Raw genomic sequence first — 11920 nt, forward strand, 5'->3', positions numbered from 1 at the left:
ACTATCGCATAGGAACCCCTGATCCGTGGATTGGAAAGGTCTTGCCCGCATGGAAAACGAAGCATTGCTGGATCATGTTGCCGACATCGTCTCTGCCCATGTCAGCAACAATTCGGTGGCAGCCACAGACCTGCCGGGCCTGATTCAGGCGGTCTACGCTTCGCTTGCCGCGCTTGGACAGGCGCCGGAACCGGCCGCGGAAGAGCTGAAGCCCGCCGTCTCGGTGCGGTCGTCGGTCAAGCACGACGCCGTCACCTGCCTCGAGTGCGGCGAGAAAATGAAGATGCTCAAGCGCCATCTCGGCACCGAGCACAACCTGACGCCCGCCGAGTACCGGACACGCTGGAGCCTGCCCGCCGACTATCCGATGGTCGCGCCCGACTATGCCGCCAAGCGCAAGGAACTCGCGGTCAGGATCGGCCTTGGCCGCAAGCCCGGCCAGAGCCCGAAGGCTGACGCAAATGCAGCGCCCAAGGCTCAGTCCAAGGCCGCTGCGGCCCCGGCAAAACGCAAGAAGCTCGGCGTCGCCTTCGGCTAGGGCCGCGCTGGGGCCCATGGCCGAAAATCACGTCTGTGGCCTCGGTCTTGCCGTGACTCCCAGGCTCAACGTTCTGCTGCTGCCAGGGAAGCAGCAATGGCGCCGATCGACTGGAACAGCACGAGTGGATCGTCGCGCGAAGGCAGGAAGCCCTTGCCTAGCCAGAAGGCCGCTGCCTCGTCGTCGATGGCATTGACGATCACTGCACGACCGCCAACAAGGCGGGCAGCTTCCAGACACCGTCCCAGTGCGTGGCGCAGCAATCCCGAGCCGATGCCCTGTCCCGCCCACGCCAGGTCGGTCGCGAGTTGACCGAGCAGCAGGCAAGGCACTGGATCGGGCGGCTGCCCCGTCCGGATGGAACGCGGCAGAATGCCGGGGATCACCGATGTCGGAGCCAGCCCGTAGTAGCCGACCACCCGCATCGCCTCATGCACGACCAACACCGCGGTAAACCCGCGCTCCTGGTTTGCGAGGGCGCGCGCCTTGAGCCAGTGATTGAGCGATGGCTTGCCGCAGTCGAAGTCATCGACTTCATGAGCTGCGTTCAACAGTTCCGGCGGCGACAGGCCCAATTATCAGTGCCGATCGTCCGAGGGCATGTCCCAAGGCGCCGGTCGCCTGAGCACATCGACGAGCGATGGAACCGCCTCGGCGGGTTGTTCCAGCAGCGCGATGAATTCGGCAAACCCTTCGCCGCTCATCCGCACGAGCCTCTGGTCCATCAGGACATCCTCGGCAGCACGCACAGCTGCTTCTCGCACGAAATCGGTTCGCGAGCGCCCGCGCGCGCTTGCCGCACGATCGATCAGGGCAATGTCGGCATCGGGCAGACGCATCGATACCGGGTGATCCTTGCGTTCAAGGGACTTGGCCATATTCTATCTCCACAAGGCACCATACACGGTGTATTGCAAAATGCAATACAGGCTAAAATGCGGTCGGACAGATCCATGAGCAATTCGGCATTCTTGAGGGAGGTATCCGACCAGCACGGTGTTTCCGCGAGGCGTCTGGCTGCGGCGCTCAGGACCGCAAAATCCGAGCTGGCCATTGCCGCCGGGCTCTCGCCTAATGCGCTTACCAAAGCTGCGCGCATCGGAAGCGTGGCAACGCAGACGCGGTTGCACGAAATGTGCCGGATCATCGACCGGATCATTCCTTGGGCGGGCAGCGCGCCAACGGCCTTTGCTTGGTACCGGTCGCAATCGCTGCCATCCTTCGGTGATGCCACGCCTGAAGAACTCGTGCATCAGGGACGGAGCAACAAGGTTCACGCCTATCTCGATCGGCTGAAAGATGGCGGCTATGCGTGATTCTGGGGTCATGTGCTTCGTGCGATCGCACCCTGCCAGCCACTGACAAAACCCGTAACCATTTGATTTGATTTAACATAATTCACATTATCATCCCGAGCGATCTCTGCAATTTAGAGATGTCACCCGGAGCTACAACGACCCACTTATCCCATAAATCCGGGGCACGGTCAGATTATGGGATAACTTGCGGCGCACCGCCTCATATCGCACCGCTTTGACATTCCCGTTCGGGAATTTGTGCATGAGCTGACGCCAGGCACCACGATGTTATTCCCGAGCGGGAATAGATGCCTTGAAATCGGCCACAATCGAGCATAACTTCCCGTTCGGTAATATGGACAGCAATTCACTTGGCCTCCTTGTGCGCCGCGAACGCAAGGCACAGAACCTGAAGCAGGCAGAGCTTGCGGCAGTGAGCGGCGTTGGCGTGCGGTTTATTGTCGATCTCGAAGCTGGCAAGCCGACGCTGCAACTCGGCAAGGTGCTTCAGGTCATCACGACGCTCGGCTGCGAAGTCCAGATCGCCCCGCCTGCGAGCCGGTCATGAGCAGCAGGCTCACCGTCTGGTGGGACGGCCGTGTGGTCGGCGCCCTCTATCTCGACCCCTTCGGCGAAACCCAGTTTGCCTATGATCCAGGCTGGCTGACAGAGCTTCGCGCTCCTGCGCTTTCATTCTCGCTACCCAAGCAGGTCGAGCCATTCCATCGTCGGGAATGCCAGCCTTTCTTTGGCGGCATTCTGCCCGAGGAAAGCCAGCGTACTGCCATCGCCCGCGCACTTGGTGTCTCCGCCGACAATGAATTCCGGCTGCTCGAGCATCTCGGCGGTGAAGTGGCAGGCGCTTTGACGCTCCTTCCTGAAGGCGAAGCCCCCACTCCCCATAGCGCCGCAGCGCCCAAACCTCTCGATGATGATCGTCTGATCCAGTTGCTCGATCATTTGCCGATGCGTCCAATGCTGGCGGGCGAGGATGGGTTGCGGCTGTCATTGGCCGGGGCACAATCGAAACTTCCGGTGCTTCTGATCGACAGGCAGGTTGCCCTGCCAGCACCCGGGCAGCCGACCAGTCATATCCTCAAACCACCGATCACGCGTTTCCCCTGGACGACCGAGAACGAATACTTCTGCATGTCGCTCGCCCGCGCCATCGGCCTTGACGTTGCACCGGTCGAAATGCGTACGGTTGGCGATCGTTCATTTCTGCTGATCAGTCGCTATGATCGGACCATCGGTCCGTCAGGCGAACTGGTCCGCCTGCATCAGGAAGACTTCGCGCAGGCGCTTGGCGTGCCGTCACACCGCAAATATGCGAGCGAAGGCGGGCCGAATTTTCCTGATTGCTTCGCGCTGCTGCGCCGGGCAGCAACCCGTCCGCCACGCGACATCCTGCGGCTGCTCGATGCGGCAATCTTCAACCTGATCATCGGCAATGCTGATGCCCACGCCAAGAATTTTAGCCTCCTGCACAAGGACGGCGCGATCGAGCTTGCACCGCTCTACGATCTGCTTTCGACCACGCTTTACCCGGAACTCTCGCCGAAGCTCGCGATGAAGATTGGCGGGAAGCACCTCCTCAACGAACTCGAGCCGCGTCATTGGGACAAGTTCGCTGTCGATTGCGGGCTTGGCGCCCCGTTCGTGCGGACCCGGATCAGGCAATTGTGTGAGGCTGTCATTGCCGGCCTGGACAACGAATTTACTGGCCCTACTTGGGCGGCAGATGGATTCGTCCCTGTCATCGCGCTTGTCCGTGAGCGCGCCGGGCTGCTCGGTGGGAAGTTGTGATATTGGCGCGACTCGGAAGCCCGCTCCGAGAAATTGTGCTTTAAGGGGCCGATTTACCGAGAAAACGAGATCTAATAGCCGTTTCATCCGAGTTTTCGCGATTTAACCTGCCCGTCCGCGCTGAAGCTGCCGGACGTTTTCCGGTCCTTCAGGACCGCGCACTCTTGTTAGAAATATCACCCCTTATTCCTAACGGAAACGGTCCTCCGACTGCTTCAAAACCATCACTAGATCGTTCATAGATATAGGTTTTGTAACATAAGAATCTGCGGAAAGGTGGCGAACCTGCTCGTACCGCGCCGCGCCGAATCCAGTGTTCCGTTACCCTGCAAAACGCGAGAACCAATCAACTGCAGGGTAAAGCGGCCTCAATCCTAATCTTTACGGCGTGCGATCATCTGCCTCGCCGGCATTTGCCTGATCGAGCAGGTCCATAAACGTGCGCGCCGCGTCGCCGTCTTGCGGGTCCTTGAACGCCACATCGAGATTCGGCGCCGAACCCAGCATGTAGAGCAGCGACCACATGGCGAACCTGCGTCCCTTGTCGGTCTCAAGCCCAAACTCGACCCGCATGCGCTCGATCCCGCTGGCAAGCCCTTCGGGCGAAACCGCACCGAGATCATCGGTTCCGAAAAAGCGCCGCATCTGGTCGTCGAATTCCATGGCCCTGCTTCGACAAGGTTGAGCGGCCCGGTCAAGTTGGACGCACTCGGTCCCGCGCGACCTGCAGCCGCGCTCCTGCGGGTGCGGTGCTTTTCGCTTTGGGCCGCCGGCACTCTTGCCTCCGGCTCCGTCGCCGTCCCGCGCCCGTGCGATGCACCGGGCCACGCGCCGACTGACTTGCTCCGGCAAGGGGTCCGTCATTTGCAGGTGGGCCGCAACCGAGGCTGCGGCTAGGCAAGGGCTGAGTTTTGCGGTTAACCCCGAACACCCACATGGGGGTTCGGGGGCAAAACCGTAATCTCTCTCTCATTTCGGTGGCTGAGCGAAATCAGCATCGCCATAGCATGACGCCTGGGAGATTGGCGGCCGTCAAGGATCGCGGGTGCCCCCCGATTTTGGCTTGCTGCGGCTAGCGCCTTGCGAGCAAAAATCGGCTCCCCCACGCCCGCGACACGCGGCAGCAGCGCGTGCGCGCCGCCGTCCCTGACTGCCTGACTCCGGCGTCCTTCCGATGGGCATCTTTCATCAGCGTGATGAGAGAAAATTCCTTTTGGAGGTTATCATGACGGACCGTTTCTCGAACTTCGCCGACCTTGCCGAACACTATGCGCGCGAAATCGCCACGCCCGACTACGCCCGGGCATTCATGGAGCAGACCGAGATGGCCAAGCTCTCGATCGAGCATGAGCCGAGCGCTGTCGAAATGCCCGACCCCGAGGTGGCGCAAGCGGCGATCGAGATGATGTTGGCAACGGTCTTCGACCTGTTCCGTGACACCCGGATGGAAGACTTCGCAAGCGAAGTCGCCTGGGGCGTGGCCAACAGCTTCCATGTCGTCGCCAAGCGCCTCGATGACCGCGAGGATGCGATGGCGAACCGGCTTCAGGAGAAGCTGCGCGAATACGATCCGAGCGAGGTCTATGCGACCGACCTTGAGGACCTGACCATGCAGGCCCGCAGCCTTGCCGAATGCCGCGATGCGATGGAGTGCATGCGTGACCATGCCGCACGGATTTACCTAGTCGAAACCGGTCGGCCCTTCTCGCCGGTGCGGGGCTCGCGGGTCTCGTCCAAGACCAATGCCTCGATGATCGAAGCGCGCGACTATCTCGCGGCACAGAAGGCGCAGCGGCGCGAACAGTTTGCACCCACCGGCCCCGTCGTGGTGTTTTCGGGCGGACAGCAGTTCACCGACATTGCCCTCGTTGAAGACTATCTCGATGCGATCCATGCCCGGGTCCCGTCAATGGCGCTGGCAACGACCGCCCAGAACAAGGGCGCGGACGTGATCGCGGCAGCCTGGGCATCGCGCCACAATGTGCCGGTTATCCTGTGCAGGCCCGATACCTCGCGGGGACCTTCGGCGCCCTATCAGCGCAACGCCCGCATGCTCGCCTTCAAGCCTGTCGAGGCGGTGGTGTGCAGCGGCGGCGGCATCCAGGCGAACCTTGCCGACCGGCTGCGTGAAGCCCGCGTTCCCTTGCACATCGTGCGCGATTCTTCGGTCCAGAACGAGGCTCCGGCGGCGCGGGCCAAAGCGGCAACGCAAGCTGAGCGGCCTGCAATGAAGCGCACGGCATGTGGCACCGTCAATGGCGATGAACTCCCGCCGTTCTGAGCGGGGCCTGCTCCGATTGCATCAACCAGAAGGGTGTCCAGCCTCACCGCTGGATGCCCTTCTTTTTTGTCGATCGGGACGCACACCTTGATGGCCCGGCTCGCTCGCTTCTTGCCCCGACAGTAACGGCCTGACGGCCTGCTGGCGCCGAAGCATCGTTACTGGCGATGCGGCAACCAGGAACGCCGCGAAGGCTTCGCATCGACCGGGCAGGCGCTGCCCGCGCGTGGACCACCGGGGTGCTGCCTAACAGGGTTAAACACTCTCGCAGACTTCCAAGCATGATGGCCGCCATTGGCCCGCGTCAAGAAGGGCGGTTCCCCCAATTTTTGCGCCTGAAGAAGGCGAAAAAATCGGCTCCCCCACCCCCGCTCGCGCGGCGGGCCGCGGGCGGCCCGTTCCTGACCCGGGCCAAGCTCGGCCATCCCGAAGGAGACCTCTTCAATTCCTTTGACAGGAGGCTCACATGAACGCACTTACCAAGTCCCTCGACATCCCGGCTTTTGACCCCATCAGCTATGACGCCGCGGTCCGCGCCGCGACTATCCGCGCCCAGCACAGCTTCTTCGACAGCCACGTGATCGAGAACGACGACGGTTCCTTCAGCGCCATCGACGAAGGCGACTACAACGCCCTGCCCCAGGACCTGATCGACCGGATCGTCCATTCCGTCCCGGGCATGATGGCCGACGACTTCGACGAAGCGAACATCGCCCGCGCCGCAAGCTTCATGAGCGTGGTGATGGATCCAGACTGGGACGCGGATTGCCCGTTCTGAAATGATCATCCGCCGCAGCGCCGGAGGGCACCGACAAGGGGCTCTCCGGCCCCCTTTTTTGCGTGTCCAGATAAAGCGCAGCCGAGGCATCGAGCCCCGGCTGCGCTGGTCTCTGCCGAGACCGGTTTCAGCTTGCCCGCAGGCGCTTCTCCGCTTCGTCCAGGCCGAGCTTTCCAAGAGCGGCGAAGAATGCTTCAACCCTCTCAAACGGAGCCTTGCCGAGTGCTGACTTCCTCAACAGTTCGGCCATGGCAACCTGCTCGCTTTCCCGCAGCTTCGCTTCGCGCGCTTCCAGTGCACTCCGCTCCTTTGCGATCGCCTGTCGTTCCGCTTCAAGACTTCCTTTCCTGGCCATGATGATACCTCGTGGGTTGGCGCTGAAACCTCCCGTGCGCGAGGATTCCAAGCAGCGCTGTTAGTGGCAAGCCCTGTGCCATCGGCCCTGCAAATAAATTGTGCTGCCCGTCCTGTAATCAGCGGCGTTTCTTGGCTCCAGGACAAGCGGTCAAGGCTCGACTCTATGCGCATCAAAGACCAGAAACCACCCACCAGACACATGGCATCGGATTGAGGGGAAGAGTTGCAGACCGTACACTGCGGTGCAGTTTTAAGAATGGCCAAAAGCAGTATGTTTACGCGCAATGCTTCTTGTATTCGGGTATATTACATGCTGGCCAGGAGCTTCTGAAGCGGCAGAACTACGCCATTTCGGGCGTAATACGATGTGATACGCCCCGCTGCCTGCGACCTTTCGCTTGCCACCCTCTTTGCGATAGCCTAAATTCTCCCTCGCGCAATTCCCGCCAGGCCCTTTTCGAAGGGGTTGGCGATGACAGATACGGTTCTGATTTCGGTGCGGTTGCCGCAGCCGATTGCCGAAGCGGCCAAGGCCGCTGCCGAAGCGCAAAAGACCTCCCGCTCCAATCTCGTGCGAATCGCGCTTGAACATTTTCTCGATGGCGTCGCGGGCGCTTCCGAACTCGACCGGCGGCGGCAATTCTCGCTCGAGTATCTCTTCCTCGCGCTCGACCTCATTATCCAGCGCCAATATACCGATGTGCACGGCGAACTTCTCGCCGAAGCCGAGGCCCGGATGGAGGCGCTTTGTGGCGCGGCCTGACACCTGGTCCGACCGCCGCCGCCCGGGCAAGCTGCAGCATCATTCGGCGCGCGGCAACATGCCGCGCAATGCCGGCGACTTCACCCGCGGCTCGCAGCTCATCACCCATGAATTCCTGATGTGGTTCGCGTCGGCACGGCTTCCGTTTCTGGTCTGGTTCTTCACCTTCCTCGGCGTGCTTTCGGTGGTCCTGGCGCTGCGGCTTGAGAGCCAAGAAGTGCAGATGATCGGCATGCGCATCTATGCCGCCGGATGGCAGTTCATGGAGTTCTCCGATGCCAAGGTGATCAACCTCACCCTGCCATCGGGAGAGGTCGTTCCCGCCCCCATCGGCATGGTTGCTTCGCACCCCGATGTCGCTGTTGCCTGGGAGCGGATGATGCGCGCGATACGGGGTTCGTTGTTCATCTCGCTTTTCGTCGCCGTGCCGCTTTCGATCTGGTTCGTCGACTTCTCCCGGCGGCGCGGAAAGTCGATCCTCGAAGAGCGTCACCAGCGCGGCGCCATGCTTGTCGATGCTGCCGATCTTGCATCCGTCATCACCGATCACAACCGCGCCGCACTCGCCTAGGAAGTCGCCGAACGCTTGCCGGGAAGGACCATGGACGAGGTGCTGGCGATGCCGTTGGCGACGCGCAAGGCAGCAGGCATCCATCATGCCTATTCGCTCGCCGGTGTGCCCTTCCCCTGGCGCACCGAACAGGCGCACACGATGATGATCGGATCGACCGGAACCGGCAAGACGACGCAGATGCGCGCGCTGATCGCGCAGATGCGCAAACGCCGCGACCGGGCCGTCGTCTTCGATCTCACCGGCGCCTATGTCGAGGCCTTCTACAACCCCGAGACGGACACGATTCTCAATCCCATGGACGAGCGCTGCCCGTCCTGGTCGGTGTTTGCCGAAGCGAAGAACCATGCAGACTTTACCGGCATTGCCGCGGCCCTCCTGCCCGCCGATGGCGGCGGGGCCGAACCCTTCTGGATGCTGGCGGCGCGCACGCTCTTTGTCGAGACCTGCATGCGCCTGATCAAGCTCGGCAAGGCGACCAACCAGGCACTGGCAAGCCGGCTGATGATGGCCGACCTCAAGGAGGTCCACAAGCTGCTCGAGAATACCGTCGCCGACCCGCTGACCGCGCCCGAAGCAGCCAAGATGGCCGAATCGATCCGGGCGGTATTCAACACCAATGCGCAGGCGCTGCGCTTCCTTCCCGAGGGGAAGGAGCCCTTCTCGATTTGCGACTGGATCCGCGCCTCAGATCAGCCCGGATCGATCCTGTTCATCACCTCATCGCACAATGAACTGGTGCTCAATCGCGCGCTGCTCTCGCTCTGGATGAACCTTGCGGTACACACGCTGATGCGCCTGCCGCGCACGCGCGACTTGCGCACCTGGTTCTTCTTCGACGAGGTTCACGCGCTCCACCGCCTGCCAGCCATCGAGGACGGGCTGCAGACCGCGCGCGGGTTCGGCGGAGCCTTCGTGCTGGGCATCCACAGCTTCGCCAAGCTTGCCGAAACCTATGGCAAGGAAGGCGCGCAGAACCTGGCTTCGCTCGCGCGCACCAAGCTCATCCTTGCCGCCGCCGATCGCGATACCGCCGAGCATTGTTCGGATTTCATCGGCCACCGCGAAGTGCGCATGATGGATGAGGCATACAGCTACGGCTATTCGAACATTCGCGATGCCGCGACGATCACCCCGCGAAGCGAAGTCCAGCCCCTGGTGCTGCCCGACGACATCATGAAGCTTCCGTCGTTGCGCGGCTTTCTGGTCTTTCCCGAAGGCTTCGATGCCGCGCGGATCAGGCTTTCCTGGAAGGACTACCCGAGTGTCGCCGAAGGCTATGTCCTGCGCGAGAATGTCGAGCCGATCGAATTTGCTGAAGAGGCTGACGAGGAGGATCAGGGCGATCCGGATACAGGCGGGCGCGAGACCCGCGATGCGCCCGCGCCCGAGCCGGAGATGGAGCCGGACGACGACCGGGAGTCTGCTCTTGAGGCATCCGCGGACGAAGACGAACCGGCCCAGCTAGGGAGCCAGGACAGTGGCGACAATCCACCTGTCGCCAGCAGCCTGTCGCGCGCGATGAGCTATCGTCCGGGTATGCCCGAAGCCGAACCGTCTGCCATGCAGCGCGCCGATGAAACTGCCTCTCGCCCTCACGTGAACGCGAAGGCAGTTGGCAAGGGCAAGCAAGTCTCGCAAACGACGCGCGAGCTCTCCGAAGCGCTCGAACCCGAACGCGGAATCGAGCGCACCGCAGCCGGTCCAGGCGAAGCCCAATTGCCCGGACTCGATGCCGATGACGGCATCGGGATGTAACGGCGATGCATTCGATCGCACCGGTTCGGTCCGCAGGCGGCGCAGCCGACTATTTCGCGAACGACAATTACTACACGGCTGAAGAGAACGCGGAAGCCGGGGTCTGGGGCGGCGAAGGTGCGCGGCTGCTTGGGCTGGAAGGCGACGTGGGTCGGGATGCGTTCGAAGCGGTGCTCGGCGGCAAGCTGCCCAGTGGCGAGATGGTGGGGCAGGTCGAGGGGCGCAGGCTGGGTCTCGATCTCACCTTTTCGATGCCCAAGTCCGCATCGATCCTGGCGCTGGTAACTGGCGACAAGCGCATCCTCGATGCACATCTTGTCGCAGTCAAATCGACCATGAGCCAGCTTGTCGAAAAGCGCCTTGCCGAAGCGCGCAACTACGAGCGCAACCGCAATGGCGAACCCGAAAAGACCGGCAATCTCGTCTATGCCCTGTTCGCTCACGACACGAGCCGCGCGCTCGATCCGCAAGGCCATGTCCACGCCGTCGTCGCCAACGCTGACGCGCGATCTGAAGGGCAACTGGAAGGCGCTGTGGAACGGCGAGATCTGGAAGAACAACACACCATCGGGCAGTTCTACCACGCCGCGTTTCGCGCCCGGTTGCAGAGGCTGGGATACGAGACCGAGGCGTCTGGCAAGCATGGGGCCTTCGAGATCAAGGGGTGCCCAAAGAGGTCATCAAGGCCTTTCCACGCGCACTGCCGAGATCGAGGCGAAGATCGCGGAGACCGGCGCCACGAGGCTCGCCACCAAGAAACAGATCACGCTTTTACACCCGCGATCCCAAGCTCCGATGTCGCCGACCGACAAGCGCTGGTCGAAGGCTGGCAGGCGCGTGCGGCGGAACTGGGGTTCGATGGCAAGGCGCTGGTTGCCGAAGCGCAGGAACGCGCTGCAACGCAGGCTCGCCCCACCATGCGCGAGACTGCAAGCCAGGCCTTTGCCGAAGTCACGACACGCATATCGGCTGCTCTAAGACTGCCTAGCGATCTCGCCGCATCCGGACCCGCGGCGCTGTTCCTTTCGGCAGAGACGATCAAGGGCGCAGCATGCGACCGCTTCGGCGATCCGGCATCTCTCCGAACGCGAGGCGGCGTTCAGTCCGCATGCGATCCTTTCGCGCTGCGCTGGGCTTCCAGATCAGGGGGCTAGAAGGCGAGGCGGTGATCGAGCGTATCGGGCAGCTGATCGAGAGCGGTCAGCTCATTCCCGGAAAGTCCGACCGTCTCGACGGGCATTTTGATCTCGTGACAACACCCGAGGCGCTGGCGCGCGAGCAGCAGATTCTCGACCGCATCGATGCCGGTGCCGGAAATGGCCGCGCGTTCATGGCGCCCGACGTGGCGGTCGAACGCTTGCAGCAGGCCGCGCGCGAACTGGGACGCGAACGCGCAGGGGCCGAGGACTGGCAACTCAATGCCGGGCAGCTGTCGGCAGGCGTCGCGGTCCTGTCGGGCGAGGACCGGTTTCTCAACATCCAGGGCGTGGCTGGCGCGGGCAAGTCGACCCTGCTTGGCGCGGTAGCGAAGGTGCTGGCCGAAGACGGCGTGCGCCTCGTTGGCCTTGCCTTCCAGAACAAGATGGTTGCTGACCTGCGCGGCGGCGGCAGTCAGGCGATGTCGGTCGACGAGATGCAGGCGGCCGGGATCGAGGCCTATACCATCGCGCGTTCGTCAGCACTTATGGCTCGGCCGCAGCGCGCGGGGAAGGCGAGCGGTTCGAGGCGGCGAAGGCTGAGCTCAGGGACACCGTCGTTGTCACCGACGAG

At 62.4% G+C, this 11920-nt stretch carries 14 protein-coding genes and 1 pseudogene; 11 read left to right on the top strand and 4 right to left on the bottom strand.

Annotated features, from left to right (window positions below):
* The first annotated feature begins 49 nt into the window (after positions 1 to 49).
* Positions 50 to 538, top strand: a complete 489-nt coding sequence (locus AB433_RS18545; RefSeq protein WP_037486447.1) for a Ros/MucR family transcriptional regulator — start codon at positions 50 to 52, stop codon at positions 536 to 538.
* Between the two features lie 65 nt (positions 539 to 603).
* Here the strand turns inward: AB433_RS18545 and AB433_RS18550 are convergent, their stop codons facing one another.
* Positions 604 to 1113, bottom strand: a complete 510-nt coding sequence (locus AB433_RS18550; protein ID WP_037486446.1) for a GNAT family N-acetyltransferase — start codon at positions 1111 to 1113, stop codon at positions 604 to 606.
* A gap of 3 nt (positions 1114 to 1116) precedes the next feature.
* Positions 1117 to 1416 (bottom strand): type II toxin-antitoxin system TacA family antitoxin, encoded by a 300-nt coding sequence (locus AB433_RS18555; protein WP_037486444.1) that lies wholly within the window; start codon positions 1414 to 1416, stop codon positions 1117 to 1119.
* Positions 1417 to 1491: 75 nt separating this feature from the next.
* Here AB433_RS18555 and AB433_RS18560 point away from each other — a divergent pair, with 75 nt between their 5' ends.
* From AB433_RS18560 to AB433_RS18570, 3 genes are all read left to right on the top strand, one after another.
* Positions 1492 to 1854, top strand: coding sequence for a hypothetical protein (locus AB433_RS18560; RefSeq protein ID WP_037486442.1), 363 nt, complete (start codon positions 1492 to 1494; stop codon positions 1852 to 1854).
* A gap of 337 nt (positions 1855 to 2191) precedes the next feature.
* On the top strand, positions 2192 to 2404 hold the full coding sequence (locus AB433_RS18565; RefSeq protein WP_007015874.1) for a type II toxin-antitoxin system Y4mF family antitoxin: 213 nt from the start codon (positions 2192 to 2194) through the stop codon (positions 2402 to 2404).
* The gene (locus AB433_RS18570; RefSeq protein WP_007015873.1) at positions 2401 to 3642 is read left to right on the top strand and encodes a type II toxin-antitoxin system HipA family toxin; all 1242 of its coding nucleotides are present in this window, start codon (positions 2401 to 2403) and stop codon (positions 3640 to 3642) included. The genes AB433_RS18565 and AB433_RS18570 overlap by 4 nt, the downstream gene beginning before the upstream one ends.
* Before the next feature lie 381 nt (positions 3643 to 4023).
* Here the strand turns inward: AB433_RS18570 and AB433_RS18575 are convergent, their stop codons facing one another.
* Positions 4024 to 4305, bottom strand: a complete 282-nt coding sequence (locus AB433_RS18575; RefSeq protein ID WP_007015872.1) for a hypothetical protein — start codon at positions 4303 to 4305, stop codon at positions 4024 to 4026.
* Between the two features lie 562 nt (positions 4306 to 4867).
* On the opposite strand from AB433_RS18575, the gene AB433_RS18580 reads away from it, so the two are divergent.
* The 3 genes from AB433_RS18580 (at position 4868) to AB433_RS18585 (ending at position 6701) form a co-directional block, all read left to right on the top strand.
* Positions 4868 to 5923: a DUF2493 domain-containing protein gene (locus tag AB433_RS18580; protein WP_037486491.1), complete on the top strand. Its 1056-nt coding sequence runs from the start codon at positions 4868 to 4870 to the stop codon at positions 5921 to 5923.
* Between the two features lie 281 nt (positions 5924 to 6204).
* Positions 6205 to 6393 (top strand): hypothetical protein, encoded by a 189-nt coding sequence (locus AB433_RS21100; protein WP_007015870.1) that lies wholly within the window; start codon positions 6205 to 6207, stop codon positions 6391 to 6393.
* Entirely contained in the window at positions 6390 to 6701 is a 312-nt protein-coding gene (locus AB433_RS18585; RefSeq protein ID WP_007015869.1) for a hypothetical protein, read from the top strand. Before AB433_RS21100 ends, AB433_RS18585 begins: the two co-directional genes overlap by 4 nt.
* Positions 6702 to 6828: 127 nt before the next feature.
* Here the strand turns inward: AB433_RS18585 and AB433_RS18590 are convergent, their stop codons facing one another.
* Positions 6829 to 7056, bottom strand: coding sequence for a hypothetical protein (locus AB433_RS18590; protein ID WP_007015868.1), 228 nt, complete (start codon positions 7054 to 7056; stop codon positions 6829 to 6831).
* A gap of 474 nt (positions 7057 to 7530) precedes the next feature.
* Here AB433_RS18590 and AB433_RS18595 point away from each other — a divergent pair, with 474 nt between their 5' ends.
* The 4 genes and pseudogenes from AB433_RS18595 to AB433_RS21460 all read left to right on the top strand — a co-directional run.
* Entirely contained in the window at positions 7531 to 7821 is a 291-nt protein-coding gene (locus AB433_RS18595) for a ribbon-helix-helix protein, CopG family (protein ID WP_007015867.1), read from the top strand.
* Positions 7808 to 10150, top strand: a pseudogene (locus AB433_RS18600) (type IV secretion system DNA-binding domain-containing protein). The gene AB433_RS18595 and the pseudogene AB433_RS18600 overlap by 14 nt, the downstream one beginning before the upstream one ends.
* 5 nt (positions 10151 to 10155) lie before the next feature.
* Positions 10156 to 11304 carry a MobF family relaxase gene (mobF, locus tag AB433_RS18605; RefSeq protein WP_245626758.1) on the top strand — a complete coding sequence of 383 codons (1149 nt, stop codon included), beginning with the start codon at positions 10156 to 10158 and terminating at the stop codon, positions 11302 to 11304.
* A partial coding sequence (locus tag AB433_RS21460) for an AAA family ATPase (protein WP_245626759.1) occupies positions 11259 to 11920 on the top strand: 662 nt, incomplete at its 3' end. The genes mobF and AB433_RS21460, both read left to right, overlap by 46 nt.

Source organism: Croceicoccus naphthovorans, from assembly GCF_001028705.1.
Lineage (GTDB): Bacteria > Pseudomonadota > Alphaproteobacteria > Sphingomonadales > Sphingomonadaceae > Croceicoccus > Croceicoccus naphthovorans.

Bases quoted from the DNA above. Each gene is read 5' to 3' on its own strand.
- AB433_RS18545 (WP_037486447.1), top strand. From the start codon at position 50: ATGGAAAACGAAGCATTGCTGGATCATGTTGCCGACATCGTCTCTGCC.
- AB433_RS18555 (WP_037486444.1), bottom strand. From the start codon at position 1,416: ATGGCCAAGTCCCTTGAACGCAAGGATCACCCGGTATCGATGCGTCTG.
- AB433_RS18560 (WP_037486442.1), top strand. From the start codon at position 1,492: ATGAGCAATTCGGCATTCTTGAGGGAGGTATCCGACCAGCACGGTGTT.
- AB433_RS18565 (WP_007015874.1), top strand. From the start codon at position 2,192: ATGGACAGCAATTCACTTGGCCTCCTTGTGCGCCGCGAACGCAAGGCA.
- AB433_RS18570 (WP_007015873.1), top strand. From the start codon at position 2,401: ATGAGCAGCAGGCTCACCGTCTGGTGGGACGGCCGTGTGGTCGGCGCC.
- AB433_RS18575 (WP_007015872.1), bottom strand. From the start codon at position 4,305: ATGGAATTCGACGACCAGATGCGGCGCTTTTTCGGAACCGATGATCTC.
- AB433_RS18580 (WP_037486491.1), top strand. From the start codon at position 4,868: ATGACGGACCGTTTCTCGAACTTCGCCGACCTTGCCGAACACTATGCG.
- AB433_RS21100 (WP_007015870.1), top strand. From the start codon at position 6,205: ATGATGGCCGCCATTGGCCCGCGTCAAGAAGGGCGGTTCCCCCAATTT.
- AB433_RS18585 (WP_007015869.1), top strand. From the start codon at position 6,390: ATGAACGCACTTACCAAGTCCCTCGACATCCCGGCTTTTGACCCCATC.
- AB433_RS18590 (WP_007015868.1), bottom strand. From the start codon at position 7,056: ATGGCCAGGAAAGGAAGTCTTGAAGCGGAACGACAGGCGATCGCAAAG.
- AB433_RS18595 (WP_007015867.1), top strand. From the start codon at position 7,531: ATGACAGATACGGTTCTGATTTCGGTGCGGTTGCCGCAGCCGATTGCC.
- mobF (WP_245626758.1), top strand. From the start codon at position 10,156: ATGCATTCGATCGCACCGGTTCGGTCCGCAGGCGGCGCAGCCGACTAT.